Genomic DNA, 22,676 nt, shown 5'->3' with positions numbered 1-22,676 from the left:
TTCTCGTATCGCGCTCGAATCGCGCCTGGGTCGGATTCGACCTTCCAAGACCAATAGAGAGCATGGTGGTGGCCAGCGCAACATTGCGCAAAAATATCGGGGCGCTACTTTTCCGATTACCGTGTCTGATCTTTCCAGGATCACGCGTTTCCATCTCTCTAGCTGACTAGATTTCGGGCGCCAAAGGTGTGGCCGCGCGGACAATGTTCGCTGAAATCGATGTTCATCGTATACCGTTTATTGAATCCGATATTCCGCCGTTCCACCATTTCCCCAGGCGCCCCGGGAGCGGGCGTTACAGCAATGGGGAACTAAATGAAGCTGCGCTATCGACGAGGCGTTCTGGGCCTCGGAATCCTGGCCAGTGCAAGCGCCATAGCGCTGACGGCCGCCGCCCAAACCACCACCTCAGGCAGTCCCGACGAACCTGCCGAGGTCGAGCAGATCGTCGTCACCGGCTCGCGGATCCGCCAGCCGAACCTGACCTCGATCAGCCCCCTGACCAGCATCGGCAAGGACGAGATCGCCAAGCAGGGCGTCACCAACGTCGAGACGATGCTCAACAGCCTGCCGCAGGTGACCTCGGGCTACACCTCGGCGACGTCGAACGGCGCGACGGGCACGGCCTCGGTCGATCTGCGCGGCCTGGGGGCGGCACGCACCCTGGTGCTGATGGACGGCCGGCGCCTGGTGCCCGGCGACCCGACCTTCCCGGTCGCCGACCTCAACACGGTTCCCGCGGCGCTGGTCGAGCGCGTCGACGTGGTGACCGGCGGGGCCTCGGCGGTCTACGGCTCGGACGCCGTGGCCGGGGTCGTCAACTTCATCATGAAGCACGACCTGGAGGGCGTGAAGCTGAACGCCTCGGTCAGCTTCAACAACCACCACAACAACGATTCCGCCGAGCGCGCGCTGCTCGATTCCAGCGGCTACACCAAGCCCGACGAGTGGGTGAACGACGGCTTCGTCTACGACTACAACATCGCCGCCGGCTTCAACACGCCCGACGACAAGGGCAATCTGACGGTGTTCGGCGGCTATCGGCAGTCGTCGGCGGTGACCCAGGACAGCCGCGACTATTCGGCCTGCTCGATCTCGAACGCCGGCACGAGCCCGGCCTGCGTCGGCTCGTCCAACGCCGCCACCGGCTTCTTCAACATCGGCGGCACGCGCTACACGACCACCAGCAGCGGCACGTTCCGGGCCTACACCTCGGCCGACGCCTTCAACTTCGGCCCGTACAACTACCTGCAGCGCTCGGACAAGCGCTACACCCTGGGCGAGTTCGCGCATTACGAGGTCAATCCCAAGGCCGACGTCTATCTCGACACCACCTTCGTCGAGGACAAGACGACCGCCCAGATCGCGCCGGCCGGCCTGTGGCGCGGCACCGAATACACGATCAACTGCGACAACCCGCTGATGTCGGACCAGCAGAAGGGCATCCTCTGCGGGTCGACCACCTCGACCGACAGCGTCACCATGAGCGACCTGGGCTATCGCCTGACCGCCGGCGGGCCGCGCCAGTACACCCTGAAGCACCGCAGCTATCGCGGCACGCTGGGCGTTCGCGGCGATCTCAACGACGCCTGGTCGTACGACAACTACATCCAGTACAGCCGGGCCGAGTTCGCACAGCGCACGGTCGGCGAATACTCGACGGCGCGGATCAACAACGCCCTGCAGGTGGTCAACGTCAACGGCGTGGCGACCTGTAAGTCGGTCGTCGACGGCACCGATCCGTCGTGCGTGCCGCTGGACATCTTCACGGTCGGCAACGTCAGCGACGCGGCCCTGGCCTATATCGGCGCGGTCAGCACCACCGGCGGCTCGACCACCGAGTCGATCGCCAGCGGCTCGCTGAGCGGCGACCTGACGGAGTACGGCGTGAAGAGCCCCTGGGCGAGCCAGGGCGTGGGCGTGGCGCTCGGCGCCGAGTATCGCCGCCAGACCCTGAACTACACCGCCGACGAGGTGGCCCAGGAAGCCGGCACCGTGCCGGTCAAGGGCGCCTTCAACGTCGGCGAAGTGTTCGGCGAACTGCGCGCGCCGCTGCTGTCGGACAAGCCCTTCGTCAAGGCGCTGGACTTCGAGACCGGCTACCGCTGGTCCAACTACAGCACCGCCGGCGAGACCCAGAGCTACAAGTTCGGTCTGACCTGGAGCCCCGACGACCAGGTGCGGGTGCGCGCCAGCTACAACCGCGCCGTCCGCGCGCCGAACATCCTCGAGCTCTACACCCCGCAGGGCATCGGCCTGTTCGGCGGTTCGGATCCTTGCGCCGGCACCAGCCCGACGGCGACCCTGACCCAGTGTCAGGCGACCGGCGTCACCGCCGCCCAGTACGGCACCGGCGTGATCAGCGAATGCCCGTCCAGCCAGTGCAACGAACTCTATGGCGGCAACGAGGAGCTGAAGCCCGAGAAGGCCGACACCAAGTCGATCGGCGTGGTGCTGACCCCGGCCTTCCTGCCGCGCTTCAGCCTGTCGCTCGACTGGTACGACATCAAGGTCACCGACGTGATCGGCGGCATCTCGCCGACCGTGATCCTCAGCCAGTGCCTGACCACCGGCGCGGACTACTTCTGCAAGCTGATCCACCGCTCCAGCAGCGGCTCGCTGATCGGCACCGACGGCTACATCGTCAGCACCAACCTCAACACCGGCTATCTGTGGACCAGCGGCGTCGACATCAACGCCAACTACTCGGTCGAGCTGCCGGCGATGGGCGGCCGCGAGTGGGGCGGGCTGAAGTTCGAGCTGACCGGCGGTTATCGCGACAAGTACCGCACCGAGCCGCTGCCGGGTCTGGGCAGCTATGACTGCAAGGGGCTGTACGGCCCGACCTGCGGCCTGCCGCAGCCGGCCTGGCGCCACAACTTCCGCACCACCTGGGAAACCCCGTGGAAGGACGTCGAGCTGTCGCTGGCCTGGCGTTACATCGGCGGCTCCAAGCTCGACATGAACACGTCGGATCCGTTCCTGACGGGCGGCGACGGGTTCTATGACGCCCTCGACGCCAAGATCGAGGCCTACAACTACTTCGACCTCACCACGAGCTTCAAGGTGAAGGGCAACACCGTGCGGGTGGGGGTCAACAACCTGTTCGACAAGGATCCGCCCGTCCTCGACAGCTCCGGCTACGGCGTCTCCAGCGCGCCGTACGGCAACGCCAACACCTATCCGGGCATGTACGACTCGCTGGGTCGCCACGTGTTCATCGCCCTGTCGGCCGATTTCTAGCCCGGTCGCCAGCCCGTCGCGGACGCTTGCTTGTCCGTGACGGTGGACGCCCCGGCGCCTCGTGCGCCGGGGCGTTTCTTTTTTCAGGGCGGGGCGAGCGTCGCGCCACCTTGTGGTGCAAGGCCTGGGCCGTTTAACGGATAAGTCGTACAATTACGGAAAGCGAATTTTGTTACGCGGTTGACAGCGTTGTCCATTGACAGCGCTGTCGCATTACTCATAGGTTGCAGTCGCCGGCTCCCCAGAAGAGCCGGAAAGCAAGGGAGGATGCGCAAGGCATCCCGAAAACTTGGCGAACTCACTGCGTCGACGCTGTCGGCGGAGATCGGCTCTCTGCGGCCGCAATCTAGGGGAATGCTCATGATTTCGAAGACTTACGCGACCAGGGCCGCGCTGATGGCGGCGGCCTCCACGGTCGTTCTGCTGAGTGCGGGCCAGGCCTTGGCCCAGACCGCGGCCACCGATGCGGCGGCTCCGGCCGCGGCGCAAGAACCATCAGAAGTTGAAGCTGTGATCGTCACCGGCTTCCGCGCCTCGCTGCAGAGCGCGCTGGCCGCCAAGAAGAACTCGACCCTGATCATCGAGTCGGTCACCGCCGAGGACATGGGCAAGTTCCCTGACCAGAACATCGCCGAGTCGCTGCAGCGCCTGCCCGGCGTGCAGATCGACCGCGAGAACGGCCAGGGCACCAAGGTCCGCATCCGCGGCCTCGACCAGAACGTCACGGTGCTCAACAACGACATCTTCGTCTCGGGCCTGGAGCTGTTCCGTCTCGGTGAAGGCAAGATCAACCAGACCAACTCGCTGGAAGGCATTCCGTCCGAGCTGATCGGCGGGGTCGACGTCTACAAGTCGCCCGACGCCTCGCTGCTGGAAGGCGGTCTCGGCGGCATCATCAACCTGAAGACCCGCAACGCCCGCAGCCTGCGCGACGACATCACGATCGCCGGCGACCTGCGCGGCAACAAGGCCGGCGAGACCGACTGGAACCCGACCGGCTCGCTGGTGCTGGGCTACAAGTTCAGCGACCGCTTCGCCGTGCTGGGCACGATCTCGTACGACAAGACCGAGACCCACACCGACGTGCTGGGCGGCGAGAACCGCGGCGGCTGGGCCTATAACGACCGGCCGGTGGCCGGCGGCGCGACCCTCGACGTGTGGTCGCCGGAATACCGCTACGCCACCTATCGCGACCTGGACCGCAAGCGCCTCGGCGCCTCGCTGAACCTCGACTTCGCGGTGACCGACGCCCTGCAGCTGACCGGCGACTGGTTCCACTCGGACCTGAAGATCAAGACCAGCGAGTCCTCAATCAAGTTCCCGTTCGCCAACGAGAACGCCACCTATGCGGCCGGCGCCAGCGTCGACGGCAACGGCGTTCTGCAGTCGGGCACGGTGACCGCCAACTCGGCCGAAGGCACCTCGTACTTCCAGAACGCCGAGGCCAAGACCGACAACTTCCAGGTCGCCCTGAACTGGGACAACGGCGGTCGGCTGACCGGCAGCGTGCGCGGGGCCTATTCGACCGCCGACTACCAGAGCTCCAGCGCCAACGCCGACGTGCGCTACACCCAGTACACCGTGCGCAACGGCACGGCGGCGGGCCTGGTGCCCAACGCCACCGCGCCGGCGACCTTCACCTACAGCTACGCCAACGGCGACAACCCGAAGTTCACCCCGGCCAATGCGGCGCAGTTCACCACGCCGTCGAGCGTGTTCGCCAAGTCGCACTGGGTGTTCGGCGAAGACACCCAGATCGACAACACCTCGATCCGCGGCGACCTGAAGTACCGCCCCGAATTCGGCGAGACCGGCAGCCTCGTGCTGAGCGCCGGCGTGCGCTACGCCGAACGCAAGATCGACTCCGAGTTCTGGCAGCTGCTGGCCGACTATTCGGGCAAGGGCGAGCTGAACGCCCATGCCCTGGGCCTGGGTGACTGGACGCCGTACGGCTACTTCCAGGACGGGGCCATCGGCTTCAAGTCGTGCGGCCTGCCGGCCGGCACGGCGGGACGTCCGAACTGCGGCCAGACGGCCACAGACGACGGCCGCTTCGGCGCTTCGCCGGCCCTGATCACGCCCTACCAGACCGCGGCCACCACGCCTGGCCGGTTCGAGACCCTGACCGTGGGCGGCATCACCGCGCTGTTCCAGAACCGCAGCCAGATGAGCAACCCGACGGCCTGGCTGTCGGCCCTCTATCCCTCGACGCCGTTCAAGAAGTTCGCCGACCCGATCCAGTCGTTCCGGATCAAGGAGCGCACGACGACGGGCTACGGCATGGTCGACCTGGGCGGACGTGAAGACAGCTATCACGTCAACGCCGGCGTCCGCGTGGTCCGCACCGAGCTGACCATCGACTCCAGCGGCACGCCGACCTCGCCCTGGTACTGGGGCACCGACAGCTGGAACGGCGTCATCGCCAATCCGGACGCCATCAAGACGACGCGCGAATATACCGACGTCCTGCCCAGCGCGAGCGCGGTGTTCGACATCAACGACAGCGACAAGGTGCGCGTCTCGGCGGCCCGCGTCGTGTCCCGCCAGGACCTGTTCCAGCTGGGCCAGGGCTCGGCCTTCAACTTCACCCGCAGCTCGACCCCGGGTCCGAACCTCAACCGCTTCCTCTACACCAACGGCAGCGGCGGCAACCCGGACCTCGACCCGTACCGCGCCTCGCAGTTCGACATCGCCTATGAGCGCTACATCGGCGCCAGCGGCATCATCTCGGGGGCGTTCTTCTACAAGAGCGTGGACTCGTTCATCCAGACCGACACCGTGCCGCGCACCGTGGCCGACGGTTCGGTCGAAGGGGCGACCCTGGGCGTCTACACCGCCCCGGTGAACGGGGACGGCGGCAGCATCAAGGGCGTCGAACTGGCCGCCCAGTACGCCTTCGACAACGGGTTCGGCTTCAACGCCAACTACACCTACTCCGACTCCGAGACCTCGAAGTCGAACGACTACGACAGCAACCTGCCGATCCCGGGCGTCGCCAAGCACGCCTTCAACCTGCAGGGCTACTACGAAGGCCACGGCTTCGAGGCCCGGGTGTCCTACGCCTGGCGCGACAAGAGCTACCAGGGCGACTTCTCGTTCGGTTCGGGAACCGACCGCCACAGCCTGGGCACCTGGGAGCGGGCCTATGGCCAGCTCGACGCCCAGGTCGGCTATGCGGTGACCCCGGCGATCAAGATCGTGCTGGAGGGCATCAACCTGACCGAGGAGCCCACCGGCCGCTACCTGCAGTGGGAGAACCTGCCGTTCCGCTACGCCACCGGCGACCGCCGGATCGTGCTGGGCGCGCGGTTCAAGCTGGGTCTCTGACCACCCTGCGCCGGCGGCGGGCTGCAAGCCGCCGCCGGCGTTCTTTTCTGTCTTCCTGAAAAAGAGCGGAGGAGGGCGGCATGGATCGCGCGATCGGCTCCATCGCCATTCTGGGCGGCGGCACGGCGGGCTGGATGGCCGCGGCGGTGCTGGCCCAGGTGCTGCGCGGTACGGGAACCTCGATCACCCTGGTCGAGAGCGCCGACATCCCGACCGTCGGCGTGGGCGAAGCCACCATCCCGCCGATCGTTGATTTCCTGCGGCTGCTGGAGATCGACCAGGCCGAGTTCATGGTCGCCACCGAGGGCACCTTCAAGCTGGGCATCCGTTTCGACGACTGGACCACGCCCGGCGAGCGCTACTGGCATCCGTTCGGGACCTTCGGGCCCACGATCGACCGGCGGCCCTTCCACAACATGTGGCACAGGCTGAGGGCGGCGGGCGATGATCCCCGCGTCGAGGCCTACAACCTGTCGGCCGCCCTGGGCGACGCCGGCAGGATGGCCTTCGCCGACCCCCGGGCCGGGGGCGTGGGGCCAAGCGGCGGCCTGCGTCACGCCCTGCATTTCGACGCCGGCCTGGTGGCGCGCTTCCTGCGCACATGGTCGGAGCGGCGCGGCGTCACGCGGCTGGAGCGCAAGGTCGAGGGCGCGGTGCTGCGCGACGACGGCTTCGTCGAGGCCCTGGCCCTGAAGGGCGGCGGCCATCTGGCGGCCGACCTCTTCATCGATTGCAGCGGCTTTCGCGGCGTGCTGATCGAGGAGGCGCTGAAGACCGGCTACGAGGACTGGAGCCGCTGGCTGCCCTGCGACCGGGCGGTGGCCGGCCTGACGGCGCGGGACCCGAACCCGCCGCCCTTCACCCAGGCCGCGGCGCGGCCGGCCGGCTGGCGCTGGCGGATCCCGCTGCGCCATCGCACCGGCAACGGCTATGTCTATTCCAGCGCCCATGTCGGCGACGACGAGGCCCTGGCCGATCTCGCCCGCGAGGCGGGGCCCCTGCTGTCGGAGCCGCGCTTCCTGCGGTTCACGGGCGGGCGGCGCAAGGCGTTCTGGAGCCGCAACGTCGTGGCCCTGGGTCTGGCCTCGGGCTTCCTGGAGCCGCTGGAGTCGACCAGCATCCACTTCGTGACCAGCGGCCTGATGAAGCTGCTCGACCACTTCCCCGACAAGGATTTCGACCCGGCCAACATCGCCGCCTACAACAATGGGCTGATCGCCGAGTACGAGGCCGCGCGCGACTTCATCGTGCTGCACTACCAGCCGACCCGGCGGGACGAGCCGTTCTGGCGCGAGCGGGCGGTGGCGATCCCCGACACCCTCGCCGAGCAGCTGGAGCTCTATCGCGGCACGGGCCGCATTCCGTTCCGGCCAGGCGAGCTCTTTACCGACCTGTCGTGGTTCTATGTGCTGGAGGGGATGGGCGTGCGGCCGGCGGCTTATGACCCGCTGGTGAACTTCTCCAACCTCGCCGAGACGCGGGCCGGGCTGGCCGGCTGGCGGGGCAGGGTGGCGCAGGGCGTGGCCGAGGCGGCGACCCATGACGCGGTGCTCGACGCCATCGCCGCGCGGGCCCGGCCGGCGGCTTGAACCGCGGAAAGGCGATCCGGCGGGGAGGTTTTCGCGGATGTCAAAAGAGGATGGACAGCGCTGTCAATTCATGGTGTCTGACAAATGTGACCGCTATCGCCGAACGCCTCGACAGGCCCTCGGCGCGGCGGATCGAAAAGAAACAAGGGAAGGAAACCGTTGGGGCCGTGCGGCGCGAAACCGCGCCCGGCCCTCTTGAGTGCATCTTCTTCATCCCGCTCCAGCGCCGACGCCCTGCGTCGGTGGGGATGACGCCCGACGGCCGCCGGTCCCCCCCCCCGGTCGTCGGGCGGACCTCTGGAGACCCCTCCTGCAAGGGGTTGCTCCCACTGCGGCGCGGCGGATCCGCCGCGCCGTTCTTTTCCGCTTTCCAGTCTCTCGATCCAGGGGCCCCGCCATGAACCTTCGTCGCCTGCTTCTTCGCGCCTCGCTGCCGGCCCTGGCCGCCGGTCTGGCCTTGCCCGTGCTGGCCCAGCCCCTGATCGCGACCACTCCGCAGACGACCGCCCACCCCGAAGCCTGGCCGACGGCCAAGAGCCCGGCCAGCATCACCGACGCCAAGACCGAGGCCTTCATCACCGACCTGATGAAGAAGATGAGCGTCGAGGAGAAGGTCGGCCAGACGATCCAGGGCGACATCGCCTCGATGACCCCGGCGGACCTGGCGACCTATCCGCTGGGCTCGATCCTGGCCGGCGGCAATTCCGCGCCCGACGGCAACGACCGCGCCGCGCCCAAGGCCTGGACCGACCTGATCGACGCCTACCGCAAGGAGTCCCTGGCCAAGCGTCCGGGCCGCACGCCGATCCCGCTGCTGTTCGGCATCGACGCCGTGCACGGCCACAACAACATCGTCGGCGCGACGATCTTCCCGCACAATGTGGGCCTGGGCGCGATGCGCGACCCGGCCCTGATCGAGCGCATCGGCCAGGCGACCGCCGAAGAGGTGGCCGTGGCCGGCGGCGACTGGACCTTCGGCCCGACCGTGGCCGTGCCGCGCGACGACCGCTGGGGGCGCAGCTACGAGGGCTATGGCGAGGATCCGGAGATCGTCGCCAGCTGTTCGGGTCCGATGACGCTTGGCCTGCAAGGCAAGCTCGTCGCCGGCAAGCCGATCGCGCCGGGCCGCATCGCCGGCAGCGCCAAGCACTTCCTGGCCGACGGCGGCACCCATGACGGCCGCGACCAGGGCGACGCCCTGATCTCCGAGCAGGAGTTGGTGGCCGTCCACGCCCAGGGCTATCCGCCCAGCATCGACGCCGGCATCCTGACCGTGATGGCCTCGTTCTCCAGCTGGAACGGCCAGAAGATCACCGGCAACAAGACCCTGATCACCGACGTGCTGAAGGGCCGGCTGGGCTTCGAAGGCTTCGTGGTCAGCGACTGGAACGCCCACGGCCAGCTTCAGGGCTGCTCGAACGTCTCGTGCCCGCAGGCGATGAACGCGGGTCTGGACATGTACATGGCCCCTGACAGCTGGAAGGGCCTCTACGAGAACACGCTGAAGCAGGTGAAGTCGGGCGAAATTCCGATGGCGCGGCTGGACGACGCCGTGCGCCGCATCCTTCGGGTGAAGGTCAAGGCCGGCCTGTTCGACCGCGTCGCGCCGCAGGTGCAAGGCAAGTTCGACCGCCTGGGCTCGGCCGATCACCGCGCCGTGGCGCGCGAGGCGGTGGCCAAGTCGCTGGTGCTGCTGAAGAACGACGGCGTGCTGCCGATCAAATCAGGAGCGAACGTGCTGGTGGCCGGCGCGGCCGACGACATCGGCAAGGCCTCGGGCGGCTGGACCCTGACCTGGCAGGGCACGGGCAACACCAACGCCGACTTCCCGCATGGCCAGTCGATCTGGGGCGGGCTGAAGGAAGCGGTCGAGGCGGCCGGCGGCAAGGCGACCCTGGCCAAGGACGGCAAGTTCTCGGGCCAGAAGCCCGACGTGGCCATCGTGGTGTTCGGCGAGGACCCCTATGCCGAGTTCCAGGGCGACGTGGCCAACCTCGCCTATCAGCCCAACGGCAAGACCGATCTGGAGCTGCTGAAGAAGCTGAAGGCGCAAGGGATCCCGGTGGTGGCGGTGTTCCTGTCGGGCCGTCCGCTGTGGACCAACCCGGAGATCAACGCTTCGGACGCCTTCGTGGCGGCCTGGCTGCCCGGCTCGGAAGGCGGCGGCGTCGCCGACGTGCTGGTCGCCGGCAAGAGCGGCAAGTCCAGGCGCGACTTCACCGGCAAGCTGTCGTTCAGCTGGCCCAAGCGCGCCGACCAGGGTCCGCTGAACCGCGGCCAGAGCGGCTACGACCCGCAGTTCGCCTACGGCTATGGCCTGAGCTACGCCAAGCCGGCCAAGGTGGGTGAGCTGTCGGAGAGCGCCGGCGACCTGGGAACCGCCGCCAGCGTCGACCGCTATTTCGTGGCCGGCCGTGTTCCGGCGCCGTGGATGCTGAGCTTCTCGGGCGCGGGGGCGGTCAAGACGATCGACGCCGACGCCCAGGAGAACGGCCGCCAGGCGACCTGGACCGGGGAGGGCGAAGGCCTGCTGGCCGTGCAGGGGCCGCCCGTGGACCTGTCGCGCCAGACGACCGGCGACATGGCGGTGATGGTGCGCTGGCGGGTCGACAAGGCGCCGACGGCGCCGGTTTATCTGACTGTCGGTTGTGGCGAATCCTGCGGTGGACGGCTAGACGTAACGTCAACGTTGTCAGGTTTGAAAAACAGCGAATGGCGCACAGCCAAGATCAAACTTTCCTGTTTCCAGGCGGCGGGCGCCCAAATGGCGCACGTTTCCTCTCCGTTCGGCCTGAGCACCTCGGGGCCGCTGACGATTTCGCTCACCGAAATCCAGTTGGCGTCCAACGAGGGCGACGCTTTCTGTCCCAAATAACCCCCAAAAATAACAAAGGAGCGGCCGCATGATCCGCGCGCGTCGTTCCCGCATCGTCGCCACCATCGGTCCGGCCTCGGCCTCACCGGAAATGATCGTCAAGCTGGCCAAGGCCGGCGCCGACGTGTTCCGGCTGAACTTCAGCCACGGCGCCCACGAGACCCACGCCGCCGTCTACGCCGCCATCCGCGCGGCGGAGGCGGAGGTCGGTCGTCCGCTGGGCATCCTGGCCGACCTGCAAGGGCCCAAGCTGCGCGTCGGCAAGTTCGCCGACGGTCCGGTTCAGCTGAAGCCCGGCCAGGCCTTCCGGTTCGATTCCGACCCGACCCCGGGCGACGAGACGCGGGTTCATCTTCCCCACCCCGAGATCCTGACGGCGATGAAGCCGGGCGCGACCCTGCTGCTCGACGACGGCAAGCTGCGGATGACCGTGAACGAGGCCGGCCCCGGCTACGCCAACACCACGGTCGTCAACGGCGGCAAGCTGTCGGAGCGCAAGGGCGTGGCGGTGCCGGACGTCATCATCCCGATGTCGCCCCTGACGCCGAAGGACCGCGAGGACCTGGCCTTCGCTCTGCGCCTCGGCGTCGACTGGATCGCCCTGTCGTTCGTGCAGGCGCCGGAAGACATGGCCGAGCTGCGCCGCATCGTCGAAGGCCGCGCCGCGGTGCTGGCCAAGATCGAAAAGCCCCAGGCGCTCCAGACCCTGGGTCCGATCCTCGACCTCTGCGACGGCGTGATGGTGGCCCGTGGCGACCTCGGCGTCGAAATGGCGCCGGAAGAGGTGCCGGTGGCGCAGAAGGAGATCCTGCGGGCGGCGCGTGAGCGCGGCATCCCGGTGATCGTCGCCACCCAGATGCTGGAGTCGATGACCAGCTCGCCGACCCCGACCCGCGCGGAGGCCTCCGACGTGGCCAACGCCGTCTACGAGGGCGCGGACGCGGTGATGCTGTCGGCCGAGAGCGCCGCCGGCGACTATCCCGAAGAGTCGGTGGCGATGATGAACCGCATCATCGAGCGCGTCGAACGCGACCCGCGCTGGCCCGAGCTGATGCAGGCCGAGCAGCCGCATGTCGACGAGGACGCCGACGTGCTGGTGGTCGCCGCCGCCGGCGCGGCCAAGTCGGGCTCGACCAAGTGCCTGGTGGCCTTCACCACCACGGGCGCGACGGCCCGTCGTTTGGCGCGCGAGCGGCCGTTGCAGCCGGTGCTGGCCCTGTCGCCGAAGATCGAGGCCGTGCGTCGCATGGCCCTGGTCTGGGGCGTCGAGCCGCGCGTCAGCGCCCAGCCCGACAGCCTGGAGGTCGTCACCACCGACGCCGCCGCCCGGGCCCTGGAGCTGGAGCTGGCCAAGCCCGGCGAGCGCATCCTGATCGTCGCCGGCACGCCCTTCGGGGCTCCGGGGGCGGCCAACCTGCTGCGCCTGACCCACGCGCCGTTCCCGGTGCGCAAGCGGTAGCAATTTCCAACCTCTCCCATGGGGAGAGGGAGGGGCCCGCGCCGAAGGCGTGGGAGGGTGAGGGGGTAAGCCGCAGGCCGGCTTGCCCCTTTTCTTTTGACTGGAATCTTAGGGAATGGGACCGCCGACGGTGTAACCCCTCACCCTCCCATGCTGCGCATGGGCCCCTCCCTCTCCCTATGGGAGAGGTGTTCTATGGTCGCGCCTGCGGCTAGCTGCCGAACGGTTCCGGCAGCAGCCGCTCATAGCCCTTCCGCACCGCGCCGTAGCATTCGCAGGCGATAGCCTCGAGGCCCGGGCGGTCGAGGATGTCGACGACGCCGCGGCGGTAGCGGATCAGGCCCTTGGCCTGCAGGGCGCCGGCCACGGCGGTGACCGTGGTGCGCTGGACGCCCAGCATGTCGGCCAGGAACTCCTGGGTCAGGCTTATGGTGTCGACGTCTATGCGGTCGCGGAAGCCCAGCAGCCAGCGGCAGAAGCGAGCCTCCACCGCGTGCAGGGCGTTGCAGGCCACCGACTGGATGGCGTGGCCGAACAGCGCCTCGTTGTGGCGCTCGATCAGGTCGCGCAGCAGCGGGCTGCGCTCGACGCCGTCGCGCAGGGCCGCGGCGCTGATGCGCGAGACCCCGCCTGGCGCCTGGACGATGGCGCGCGACAGCGACTGGCGCGGCGAGATGGCGGCCATCAGCCCGAGGCCGCCCTCGCGGCCGACCGTGGCGGATTCGATGGCCGCGCCATTCTCCATCAGCGTCATCAGCGAGATGACGCAGTCGTGCGGGAAGTAGACCGTGTCGATCTGATCGCCGGGATCGTACAGCAGCTTCCCCTTCTCCAGGTCCTGATGGGACAGCTGGGCGGCGATGTAGCCGAAGTCCTCGGGGGACAAGGAAGCGAGCAGACGGTTCTTCAAGGGGTGTAGAGGCCCTGTCATGGCGAATCGAACGCCGGCTTGCGGCAAGGGTTGCAAGCTATAGGCAGGACTGGGGTGCGGCGCTGTCAGGTAGCCGACGCAATGCAGGCGCTGTCGGAACTAAATCGAGTTGGGGCTATATTGTGGCCGTATGGCCTTCAATAGCTCCGACTATATGGCCTATGTCGGGTTCCCGACGGAGTGTGTTGATCCAGGCTGAAACTACAAAGAAATCAAGGGGCGCTCCAAGGGTGACGCAACGAAAAGGCCGCGCCGTAAGCCGGCGCGGCCCGTGATCGCGGATCGTCCGTCGTCGGACGTCAGGCGATGCCGATATGGGCCCGATCGCCGAGGTCAGGCGTGCGGTCGGTGAGGTTGGCCTTGGCGATCTCCCAGGCGAAGCGCACGGCGCCGCCCTTGGAGATCCACAGCTCGGCGTCGCGGGCGTTGAGGCGCAGCAGGGTCAGGTGCGGGTCGTCCTTGCCGTCGGGATACCAGGCGGCGACCACGGGCGACCACCAGCGCTGGATGCGGGCGGTGTCGTGGTCGCGGCTCAGTCGGCCGCCGACGCAGGCCTGGAAGTCGCCGTCCCTGGCCTGGACCACGAACATGGCGTCGCCGCCGTCGGCCAGGACGGCCTGCGCCAGGTCGGTGTCGTCGCGGGTGAAGAACCAGATCGCGCCGTCCTCCGGCTCGGCGAAGGCGGTCATCGGCTGGAAGTGCTGGTGGCTGTGGACGAGGCCCAGCATGCCGAAGCGGGCGTCGTCGATCTCCTTCCAGAGGCGCTTTTCGACAGCGGCCTTGTCGTTGGGGTCGGTGCTCATGGGGGCTCCTGCCGTTGTGGGTAGGGCAGGAGAACAGGTCGCGGAGAGGGCGGTTCCTAGGGTGAAGGTCCCGCCCGCCTCGTTCTAGAACCCCATCAGCCGGGCGTAGCGGTCGCGGTGGAACGCCGCGCCGCCGAACAGGGCCTCGGCGACGCGGGCGCGCTTCATGTAGAGGCCGGCGTCGTGCTCGTCGGTCATGCCGATGCCGCCGTGCATCTGGACCATCTCGTTGGAGGCCAGGTGCAGCACCTCGCTGGCCTTGGCCTTGGCGAGGGAGGCCAGCGCCCGGCTGTCGGCGCCGGCGTCGAAGGCCTCCAGGGCGGCCTCGACGCAGGAGCGGGTGGTCTCCAGGTCGGTGAACCACTTGGCGGCGCGGTGCTGCAGGGCCTGGAAGGTGCCGATCACCTGGCCGAACTGGGTGCGGGTCTTCAGGTAGTCGAGGGTGACCTCGAAGGCGGCCGTGGCCGTGCCCAGCATCTCGGCGGCCAGGCCCGCATAGGCGCGGTCGAGCACGGGTTCGAGGATCGCCCAGCCGTGGCTTTCCTGGCCGAGGACGGCCTCGGCGCCGACCTCGACATTCTCGAAGGTGATCCTGGCCGCGCCGCGGCTGTCGGCCAGCGACAGGTGGCTGCGGGTCACGCCCTTGGCGTCGCCAGGCACGAGGAACAGGGTGATCCCGTCCGTGCCGCTGGTGTTGGGCGCGCGGGCGGCGACGATCAGCAGGTCAGCGGCCTCGCCGTCGAGGACGAAGGTCTTGGTTCCGTTGATCGCGTAGCCGCCGAACTCCTTGTACTCGGCCTCCAGGTCGATCCGCGTCGGATTGTGGTGGGCGTGCTCGTCGACGGCCAGGGTCGCGACGATCTCGCCGGTGGCGATCTTCGGCAGCCAGGCGGCCTTCTGGGCGTCGGTGCCGCCAAGTTCGAGGGCGGAGGCGGCGATCAGGGCGGTGGAGAGGAGCGGGGAGGCGGCCAGGGTCTTGCCGGTCTCCTCAAGGATCAAACCGAGGCCCAGATAGCCGAAGCCCGAGCCCTCATGAGCCTCGGGCACGACGACGCCGGTCCAGCCCATCTGGCCCATCTCGCCCCAGGCGGCGGGATCGAAGCTAGCCTTGGAGCCCTCGTTGCGCAGCTTGCGCAGAGCCGAGACCGGGGCGCTCTCCTGGGCCCAGCTGCGGGCCGCGTCGCGCAGCATCGTCTGTTCTTCGGTCAGGACGGCCATGTCAGGCTTGCTCCGGGTCTTGATGACGGACGGCCCATTCCAGGGCCTGTTCGAGACGGTCGTTGCCCCAGAAGAGCTCGCCGTCGGCGGTGACGAAGGAAGGGGCGCCGAACAGGCCGCGCTCGCGGGCCTGACGGACGTGGTCTTTCAGCCGGTCCTTGACCGGCACCGAGCCGGCGGCGGCCAGGACGTGCTCGGGTCCGGCCCCGACACTGGCGATCAGCGGCGCCAGCACCTCTGGATTGGAAATATCGAGGTCGTCGACGAAGTTGGCCTGGTAGACGGCGCGGCTGAAGGCCGGCGTCCAGCCATCCTCCAGCCCGCAGATCGCTACGCGAGCCGCCAGGAGCCCGTTGCGCGGGAACTGGCTGGGATGATGCAGCGGCAGGCCCTCGCGGTCGCAGACCCGCGCCAGGTCGCGCCACATGTAGTCGCCCTTGACCGGGAAGGCGTTGAACGGGCTGTCGGTCAGGCCCTGCTGCTCGTGGAACAGCGGCCCGACCAGGAACGGCCGCCACGCCACCGCCACCCCGGCCTGCTCGGCCAGGGCCTCCACCCGCATGGCGGCGGGGTAGGAGTAGGTGGAGGCGAACTCGTACCAGAACTCGATCATCGGAGGTCTCCCGCTATCTGGCGGAAGGCTGTCACTGGTGATCGAGCAGGCCAAGCACGCGCTTGGCGACGACGTTGAGGTTCACCTCGCTGGTGCCGCCCTCGATGGAGTTGCCCTTGGCGCGCAGCATGGCGCGCAGGGCGGCGATCTCGTCGGGGGTGAAGCCTTCGCCTTCCCAGCCCAGGCCCTGCAGGCCCAGCGCCTCGACCAGCAGCTCGGTGCGCTCCTGGTTCATCTTGGCGGCGGCGTACTTGATGATCGAGACGGCGGCGCTGGGGCCAGAGCCGGTCTTGGACTCCGCTTCCGCCCGGCGGACGGTGAGCAGGAAGGCGTGGGCGTCCATCTTGTGGGCGGCGATGCGGGTGCGCAGGTCGCCGTCGGCGATCCGGCCTTCAGCGTCGACGCCGACATGGGTCTTGGCGGCTTCGGCCACGTCGAGCCCGGCGTTGCCGCCGAAGCCCGAGGCGCTGATGTTCTGGCGCTCGTACTGGAGCAGGCGCTTGGCGATCTCCCAGCCGCCGTTGACCTTGCCGACCAGCTGCTCCTTGGGGACCTTCACATTGTCGAAGAAGGTCTCGCAGAACGGCGAGGAGCCGCTGATCAGCTTGATCGGGCGGGCTTCGACGCCGGGCGAGGTCATGTCGAACAGCACGAACGAGATGCCCTCGTGCTTCTTGGAGGTGTCGGTGCGCACCAGGCAGAAGATCCAGTCGGCCTGGTCGGCGTAGCTGGTCCACACCTTCTGGCCGTTGATCAGCCAGTGGTCGCCCTTATCCTCGCATTTGGTCTGGAGGGCGGCGAGGTCGGAGCCGGCGCCGGGCTCGCTGTAGCCCTGGCACCAGCGGGTCTCGCCACGGACGATGCCGGGCAGGAAACGCTGCTTCTGCTCCTCGGTGGCGTATTCCAGCAGGACGGGGCCGAGCATCCAGACGCCGAAGCTCATCAGGGCGGGGCGGGCCTTGATGCGGCGCAGCTCCTGCTCGAGCACCTTGTTCTCGGCCTTCGAGAGACCGCCGCCGCCATATTGCTTGGGCCACATCGGCGCGGTCCAGCCCTTGTCGGCCATACGATCGAGCCAGAGCTTGGCGTCGGGGTTCTTCCACTGCGCCCTGGCGCCGCCCCAGGGGGCTTCCTTCTCGTCGGCGATCGGGGTGCGCATGGAGGGCGGGCAGTTGGCCTCCAGCCAGGCGCGCGTTTCGGCGCGGAAGGTGTCGAGTTCGGTGGCGCCGAAGTCGGCCATGGCGGGGGCTCCCTGGTACGTCTCGGGCGCTTGTCGGCCCGCTTCGGAGGGCAGACTACGCCACGGAACGCTGGGAGCAAGTCGATTCAAACAATCGTTCGCATCGCGACGCGCGACGGGAACGTCCCGAAGGCGTTATAGAAGCGCCGATGACGTTTCCCGGTCCGGGATTCGCCGATCAGGGGTCTTGATGTCCGCGCCAGAACTGAGACCCGCCGCCTTGGCGATCGCGCCGACGCTGGCGGCGATCCTGGCCGCTTCGGCCGGCGTGCTGCTGCTGGCCTCGGGCGCGACGCCGTCGGAACCCACGCGCTTCGCCATCCTGCTGGCCTTCGCCCCATCGGCGCTGATCGAGATCAGCCACTTCGTCTCGTCGATCCTGGGCCTGGTTCTGGTGCTGCTGGCCTTCGGCCTGCGCGCTAGGCTGGATGCGGCCTGGTGGGCGACCCTGGTGATGCTGGCGGCCGGCGCGGTGCTGGCGATCTTCAAGGGCCTGAACTGGGAAGAGACGGCGACGCTGAGCGCCTTCTTCCTGGCCATCGTGCCGTTCCACGAGGCCTTCCCCCGCAAGGCGGCCCTGTCGCGGATGGAGATCACGCCCGGCTGGCTGCTGTCGGCGGCCGCGGCCATTGGCGGGGCGGCCTTCCTGGGCTGGTGGATGTTCCACCACACCGAATACGCCGACCGCTCGTGGATGCGGATCATGGGCGACAAGGAGGCCGCGCGGGCCATCCGCTCGTCGATCGCCGCGGCGGTGGTTCTGATGGGCATCGGCCTGTGGCGGCTGATCGCCACCCCGGCGACGCCGCCGGTCGTGGACGACACCGATCCCGACTTCGACCGCGTGCGGGCGATCCTGGCCAAGGCGGAAGCCGCAGAGCCGGCCTCGAACCTGGCCCTGCTGGGCGACAAGCGCTTCCTGTTCTCGGCCTCGGGCGAGAGCTTCCTGATGTTCGGCGTGCGCCGCCGCTCGTGGATCGCCATGGGTCCGCCCGTGGGCCGCGACGACGAGCGCATGGAGCTGTTCTGGCGCTTCCGCGAACTGGCCGACGCCCACGCGGCGCGGGCCGGCTTCTACGCCCTCGGCCCCGAGGACCTGCCCGACACCGTGGATCTGGGTCTCGCCATCCAGAAGACCGGCGAGAGCGCCGTGGTGCCGCTGGAGAGCTTCTCCCTGGCGGGCCGCCGTCGCGAGGTCCTGCGCCGCAACTGGCGCAAGGCGGGCGAGGGCGGGGCGGCGTTCGAAATGATCCCGGCCGGCGCCGCCATGACGGTGATGGCCGAACTGCGGGTGATCTCCGACTCCTGGCTGGCCCACCACGCCGGCGGCGAGAAGCAGTTCTCGATGGGCGGCTTCGATCCGCGCTATGTCGCCGAGTTCCCGGTCGCCCTGGTGCGCTCGGAAGGCCGCATCGTCGCCTTCGCCACCCTGTGGACCACGGCCCACAAGGCCTCGTTCTCGATGGACCTGATGCGCTACTCCGACGAGGCGCCCAAGAACATCATGGACTACCTGTTCGTCGAGCTCCTGCAGTGGGGCAAGGCGGAGGGCTATACGGCGTTCGAGTTCGGCATGGCCCCGCTGGCGGGCCTGGACGACCGCCCGCTGGCCCCGATCATGTCGCGCGTGGGCCGTCTGCTCTACGAGCGCGGCGAGGGAATCTACAATTTCCAGGGCGTGCGACGCTACAAGGACAAGTACGATCCGGTTTGGCAGCCGCGCTACATTGCGGCACCTCGTCGCTGGGCTATCCCGTTTCTGCTCGCCGACATCGGCCTGATGTCGTCCGGCGGCGTCTCCGGACTGACCAAGCGGCCGCGACCTAATAGCGCGGGTCGCCCGTCTTAAAGCCCAGCAGATTGAGCGCGTGAGCGGCCAGAAGCAGGGTCGCCACCGCCGTCACCATCATCAGCGGACGCCACGGCGCCATGCGCGGACCCCTTGCGGGGTTGGAAGGACGCGCGCCCAGCCAGCCGAAAAGCACGGTCAGGGCGATCGTCGTCGCGCCCGCGATCAGGGTGGGGATCATGTCCATCGGGCGCAAATGGCCTGCGACAATCGGCCTGGCAATAGGTTAATGCGCGTTAACACACGGGAACCGAATCCTCTGTACATACCTTGGTAACTGTGTCTGTTAACCTGTCCACAGGAACGCTACATCTAGCGTTTCGGTCGCGTTTACACGCTAGGAATCGGTGACTAGCGTGGGTCCCCAGGTGCGGGGAGAACGATTCGCATGACTGCCGCGGCTCCATGGAGCGTAAAGGGTATTGACCCGAAAGCACGGGAGGTCGCCAAGGACCTCGCCCGTCGCTCGGGCATGACCCTCGGTGAGTGGCTGAACCGGATGATCATCGAAGGCGATTCCGCCGGTTTCGATGCTCCGCCCGCCGATCCCGTTAACGATACTGGCCGTTCGAACGGCCGCGCTATTTACCTTGAGGCCGACCGCGTCGAGGCGCCGCCGCGCATCGAGGCTCCCGAGCATCCCGCCGACGAGGTGGGCCGGATGGCCACGGCGCTCGACCGCCTGACCCAGCGCATCGAGGCCGCCGAGGCCCGTTCGGCCCAGGCCATCACCGGCATCGACCAGTCGGTGCGCGGGGCTCTGCAGCGCCTGTCGAGCTCCGAACGAGAGCAGATCGCCGTCGCCGCCCGCTTCGAGGGCCTGGCCGACGAGATCAAGAGCGAGCAGACCCGCAACGCCGAGCGTCTGCGCCGCGTCGAGAACGAGGCCGCCGGCCCGCGCTCGGCCGAGGCCCTGCGCGCGCTGGAAAGCGCCGTCGGCCGCGTGGCCAACCACCTGTATGAAGGCGAAAGCCGCACCCGCGAGACCCTGGCCTCGCTGGAAGCCAAGGTGGCGGCTAAAGAGGCCGCCCCGGCTTCGGCCGTGGTGGAAGAAGTCGTCGCCCGTCTTCAGGAACGCCTGGAAGCCGCCGAGGCCCGCACCGCCGAGGCGCTGCAGGCGCTGGGCGGTTCGTTCTCGGCCCTGGACAACCGCCTGTCGGCCGTCGAGGGCGACGGCGGCAGCGCCCAGAAGCGTCTCGAGGAACTGGCCGGCAGCCTGTCGGCCAAGATGGAAGCCGCTCGCGTCGAGATGGCCGCCAAGCTGCGCGAGACGGCCGACGGCCGCTTCGACCGCATGGAGCGCAAGCTGGGCGAGATGACCGCCCATATCCAGGCCGCCGAGCAGCGCTCGGCCCAGGCCATCGAGCGCATGGGCCGCGAGGTCGTCGGCCTGGCCGACGCCTTCAACCGCCGCATCCAGACCTCGGAAGCCCGCCAGGCCAACGCCATCGAGCAGGTCGGCGGCGAGGTGGCGCGCATCGCCGCCAGCGTCGAGCACAAGCTCAATCGCAACGACAGCGTCCAGGCCCAGGCCCTTGAGAAGCTGGGCGTCGAGATCGCCCGCATCACCGAGAAGCTGGCCGAGCGCATCAGCGCCTCGGAGCGCCGCAACGCGCTCGCCATCGACGACGTCGGCGACCAGGTGGTTAGGGTTACCGACCGCCTGAACCAGCGCGCCGAGCGCAGCTCGCAGGAACTGATCGACCGCATCCGCCAGTCGGAGGAGCGCACCGCGCGCCTGCTCGACGAGGCCCGCGAAAAGATCGACACCCGCCTGGCCGACGCCCAGCGTCGCCTGGCCGAGACCCCGGCCCCCGCGCCGACCCCGACCCGCCAGGCTCCTGCGGGGCACTCGCCCTTCGGCGAAGACCGTTTCTCGTTCGGCGGCGAGGCCGTCAGCGAGGACGTATTCGAGCAGCCGACCTTCCCGCAGCCGAGCTTCCCGCCGGCCGCCGCCCCCGTCCCGGCTCCGGCCTTCAGCGCCCCCGCCGCATTCGAGCCCGACTTCCCGATCGAGGAGCCCGAAGCGCCCGGCTTCGCCGACGAGGACTTCGAGGCCGCCGACGGCTTCGCCGTGACCCCGCCGGTCCGCGAGCCGGCCTTCGAGGCCGACGCCTTCGATCCCGAGCCGCAGGCCGCCCCGGTCTCGACCCGCCCGATGTCGACCCGCGAGGTCATCGAGCAGGCCCGCGCCGCCGCCCGCGCCGCGGCCGCCGGCGCCGAGAGCAAGGCCAAGATCAAGCCCGCCAAGCCCGCCAAGGCCGAGAAGGCCCCGGCCAAGTCGCTGTTCGCCGGTTTCGGCAAGGCTCTGCCCAAGAAGTCCAAGCGCGGCGCCTCGTCGACCCTGGTCGCGGCCCTGCTGGTCTCGGGCGGCGCCGCCGTGCTGGGCGTGGGCATGGCCGCCGCCACCCTGAAGACCGATCGCGATGGCGTCGGCGTCAACGACCGCGTGGCCAAGGCCATCGCCGGCCGCGCCTCCGACGTCGAGATCAAGTCGGCCGAAGCCGACACCACCCCGGCCCAGCCGCGCGTGGCCATGGCTGTGGTGGCCCCGGTCGCCCAGACCACGGCCGCGACCGTCACGGCGCCGACGCCGGCTCCCGCCGCCGAGCCTGCGGTCGACACCGGCGAGGCCCTGTTCGCCGACGCCGTCAGCCTGCTGGAAGCCAAGGACCGCGCCGGCATCGCCCCGCTGCGCAAGGCCGCCAACCTCGGCCTGCCCAAGGCCCAGTTCGTGCTGGCCAAGATGTACGAGATGGGCGAGGGCGGCCTGAAGAAGGATCCGGTCGAGGCCCGCCGCTGGTATGAGCGCGCGGCCCAGGGCGGCGACGCCAGCGCCATGCACAATGTCGGCCTGTTCGCCTCGCGCGGCCAGGGCGGCCCGCAGAACTGGACGACGGCCGCCAACTGGTTCCGCAAGGCGGCCGAGGCCGGCCTGGTCGACAGCCAGTTCAACATGGGCCGGCTGTACGAGAAGGGCACGGGCGTCGCCCAGAACCCGGCCGAGGCCTATCGCTGGTATCTGATCGCGGCCCGCGCCGGCGACGGCGAGGCCCGCACCCAGGCGACCCGCCTGCGCGGCCAGCTGACCCCGGAAAGCCAGCGCATCGCCGAACGCTCGGCCGAGTCGTTCCGCTCGCGCCTGGCCGCCGCGCCGCGCACGACCCTGGTGGCGACGGCCGCCGCCGCGCCGTCGGCCGGCATGGCCACCGCCCAGCGCGCCCTGTCGCGCCTCGGCTACTATCAAGGTCCGCAGGACGGCGCGCCGTCGCCGGCCCTGCGCATGGCCATCCAGGCCTTCCAGCGCGACCAGAGCCTGCCGACCTCCGGCGGCCTGGACGGCGAGACCCTGAAGCGGCTCTCGGCCTACTAGGCCCGACCGGCATCCGATCCAGACGACGCCCCCGGGACGCAAGTGCCGGGGGCGTCTTCGTATTTACGGACCTGCCGCATCCTCGAGTGCATCCCCCAGTGCATCCCAAGTGGACCTGCGCGCCGACCTAGGTGATAGTCATCGTTTCGACGCAAA

The 22,676-nt window shown here is 68.8% G+C and carries 13 protein-coding genes; 7 read left to right on the top strand and 6 right to left on the bottom strand.

All coding sequences use genetic code 11. The annotated features are described in order from the left end of the window. The first annotated feature begins 315 nt into the window (after positions 1 to 315). From AC07NG_RS15810 to pyk, 5 genes are all read left to right on the top strand, one after another. A complete protein-coding gene (locus tag AC07NG_RS15810; protein ID WP_494595032.1) occupies positions 316 to 3,243 on the top strand; it encodes a TonB-dependent receptor plug domain-containing protein in 2,928 nt (975 codons plus the stop codon). Positions 3,244 to 3,603: 360 nt separating this feature from the next. Then, positions 3,604 to 6,570: a TonB-dependent receptor gene (locus AC07NG_RS15805; protein ID WP_487290961.1), complete on the top strand. Its 2,967-nt coding sequence runs from the start codon at positions 3,604 to 3,606 to the stop codon at positions 6,568 to 6,570. 80 nt (positions 6,571 to 6,650) lie between these two features. Beyond that, the gene (locus tag AC07NG_RS15800) at positions 6,651 to 8,159 is read left to right on the top strand and encodes a tryptophan halogenase family protein (RefSeq protein WP_494595030.1); all 1,509 of its coding nucleotides are present in this window, start codon (positions 6,651 to 6,653) and stop codon (positions 8,157 to 8,159) included. 397 nt (positions 8,160 to 8,556) lie between these two features. Beyond that, complete coding sequence (locus AC07NG_RS15795; RefSeq protein ID WP_494595028.1) at positions 8,557 to 11,034, top strand: glycoside hydrolase family 3 protein; 2,478 nt, start codon at positions 8,557 to 8,559, stop codon at positions 11,032 to 11,034. 28 nt (positions 11,035 to 11,062) lie between these two features. Beyond that, entirely contained in the window at positions 11,063 to 12,493 is a 1,431-nt protein-coding gene (pyk, locus tag AC07NG_RS15790) for a pyruvate kinase (RefSeq protein ID WP_487290964.1), read from the top strand. A gap of 211 nt (positions 12,494 to 12,704) precedes the next feature. On the opposite strand, the gene AC07NG_RS15785 is transcribed toward pyk, so the two are convergent. From AC07NG_RS15785 to AC07NG_RS15765, 5 genes are all read right to left on the bottom strand, one after another. Next, positions 12,705 to 13,379 carry a Crp/Fnr family transcriptional regulator gene (locus AC07NG_RS15785; protein WP_494595026.1) on the bottom strand — a complete coding sequence of 225 codons (675 nt, stop codon included), beginning with the start codon at positions 13,377 to 13,379 and terminating at the stop codon, positions 12,705 to 12,707. A 344-nt stretch (positions 13,380 to 13,723) separates the two neighbouring features. Then, positions 13,724 to 14,227 (bottom strand): pyridoxamine 5'-phosphate oxidase family protein, encoded by a 504-nt coding sequence (locus tag AC07NG_RS15780; RefSeq protein WP_494595024.1) that lies wholly within the window; start codon positions 14,225 to 14,227, stop codon positions 13,724 to 13,726. A gap of 84 nt (positions 14,228 to 14,311) precedes the next feature. Further along, positions 14,312 to 15,445 carry an acyl-CoA dehydrogenase family protein gene (locus AC07NG_RS15775; protein WP_494595023.1) on the bottom strand — a complete coding sequence of 378 codons (1,134 nt, stop codon included), beginning with the start codon at positions 15,443 to 15,445 and terminating at the stop codon, positions 14,312 to 14,314. A gap of 1 nt (position 15,446) precedes the next feature. Further along, positions 15,447 to 16,058 (bottom strand): 2-hydroxychromene-2-carboxylate isomerase, encoded by a 612-nt coding sequence (locus AC07NG_RS15770; RefSeq protein WP_494595021.1) that lies wholly within the window; start codon positions 16,056 to 16,058, stop codon positions 15,447 to 15,449. A gap of 31 nt (positions 16,059 to 16,089) precedes the next feature. Continuing rightward, entirely contained in the window at positions 16,090 to 17,298 is a 1,209-nt protein-coding gene (locus AC07NG_RS15765; protein WP_494595019.1) for an acyl-CoA dehydrogenase family protein, read from the bottom strand. Between the two features lie 190 nt (positions 17,299 to 17,488). On the opposite strand from AC07NG_RS15765, the gene AC07NG_RS15760 reads away from it, so the two are divergent. Further along, positions 17,489 to 19,147 (top strand): phosphatidylglycerol lysyltransferase domain-containing protein, encoded by a 1,659-nt coding sequence (locus tag AC07NG_RS15760; RefSeq protein WP_492856944.1) that lies wholly within the window; start codon positions 17,489 to 17,491, stop codon positions 19,145 to 19,147. Here AC07NG_RS15760 and AC07NG_RS15755 read toward each other — a convergent pair. Then, entirely contained in the window at positions 19,122 to 19,334 is a 213-nt protein-coding gene (locus AC07NG_RS15755; RefSeq protein WP_110119342.1) for a hypothetical protein, read from the bottom strand. The genes AC07NG_RS15760 and AC07NG_RS15755 overlap by 26 nt on opposite strands. 201 nt (positions 19,335 to 19,535) lie before the next feature. Here AC07NG_RS15755 and AC07NG_RS15750 point away from each other — a divergent pair, with 201 nt between their 5' ends. Next, positions 19,536 to 22,520: an SEL1-like repeat protein gene (locus AC07NG_RS15750; protein WP_494595016.1), complete on the top strand. Its 2,985-nt coding sequence runs from the start codon at positions 19,536 to 19,538 to the stop codon at positions 22,518 to 22,520. Positions 22,521 to 22,676 lie beyond the last annotated feature (156 nt).

The organism is Caulobacter sp. GW821-FHT10C03, from assembly GCF_059415485.1.
The sequence above is the reverse complement of the archived record's forward strand: the minus strand, read 5'-3'. Positions and strand labels throughout refer to the sequence as shown.

Bases quoted from the DNA above. Each gene is read 5' to 3' on its own strand.
- AC07NG_RS15810 (WP_494595032.1), top strand. From the start codon at position 316: ATGAAGCTGCGCTATCGACGAGGCGTTCTGGGCCTCGGAATCCTGGCC.
- AC07NG_RS15805 (WP_487290961.1), top strand. From the start codon at position 3,604: ATGATTTCGAAGACTTACGCGACCAGGGCCGCGCTGATGGCGGCGGCC.
- AC07NG_RS15800 (WP_494595030.1), top strand. From the start codon at position 6,651: ATGGATCGCGCGATCGGCTCCATCGCCATTCTGGGCGGCGGCACGGCG.
- AC07NG_RS15795 (WP_494595028.1), top strand. From the start codon at position 8,557: ATGAACCTTCGTCGCCTGCTTCTTCGCGCCTCGCTGCCGGCCCTGGCC.
- pyk (WP_487290964.1), top strand. From the start codon at position 11,063: ATGATCCGCGCGCGTCGTTCCCGCATCGTCGCCACCATCGGTCCGGCC.
- AC07NG_RS15780 (WP_494595024.1), bottom strand. From the start codon at position 14,227: ATGAGCACCGACCCCAACGACAAGGCCGCTGTCGAAAAGCGCCTCTGG.
- AC07NG_RS15775 (WP_494595023.1), bottom strand. From the start codon at position 15,445: ATGGCCGTCCTGACCGAAGAACAGACGATGCTGCGCGACGCGGCCCGC.
- AC07NG_RS15770 (WP_494595021.1), bottom strand. From the start codon at position 16,058: ATGATCGAGTTCTGGTACGAGTTCGCCTCCACCTACTCCTACCCCGCC.
- AC07NG_RS15765 (WP_494595019.1), bottom strand. From the start codon at position 17,298: ATGGCCGACTTCGGCGCCACCGAACTCGACACCTTCCGCGCCGAAACG.
- AC07NG_RS15760 (WP_492856944.1), top strand. From the start codon at position 17,489: ATGTCCGCGCCAGAACTGAGACCCGCCGCCTTGGCGATCGCGCCGACG.
- AC07NG_RS15755 (WP_110119342.1), bottom strand. From the start codon at position 19,334: ATGGACATGATCCCCACCCTGATCGCGGGCGCGACGACGATCGCCCTG.
- AC07NG_RS15750 (WP_494595016.1), top strand. From the start codon at position 19,536: ATGACTGCCGCGGCTCCATGGAGCGTAAAGGGTATTGACCCGAAAGCA.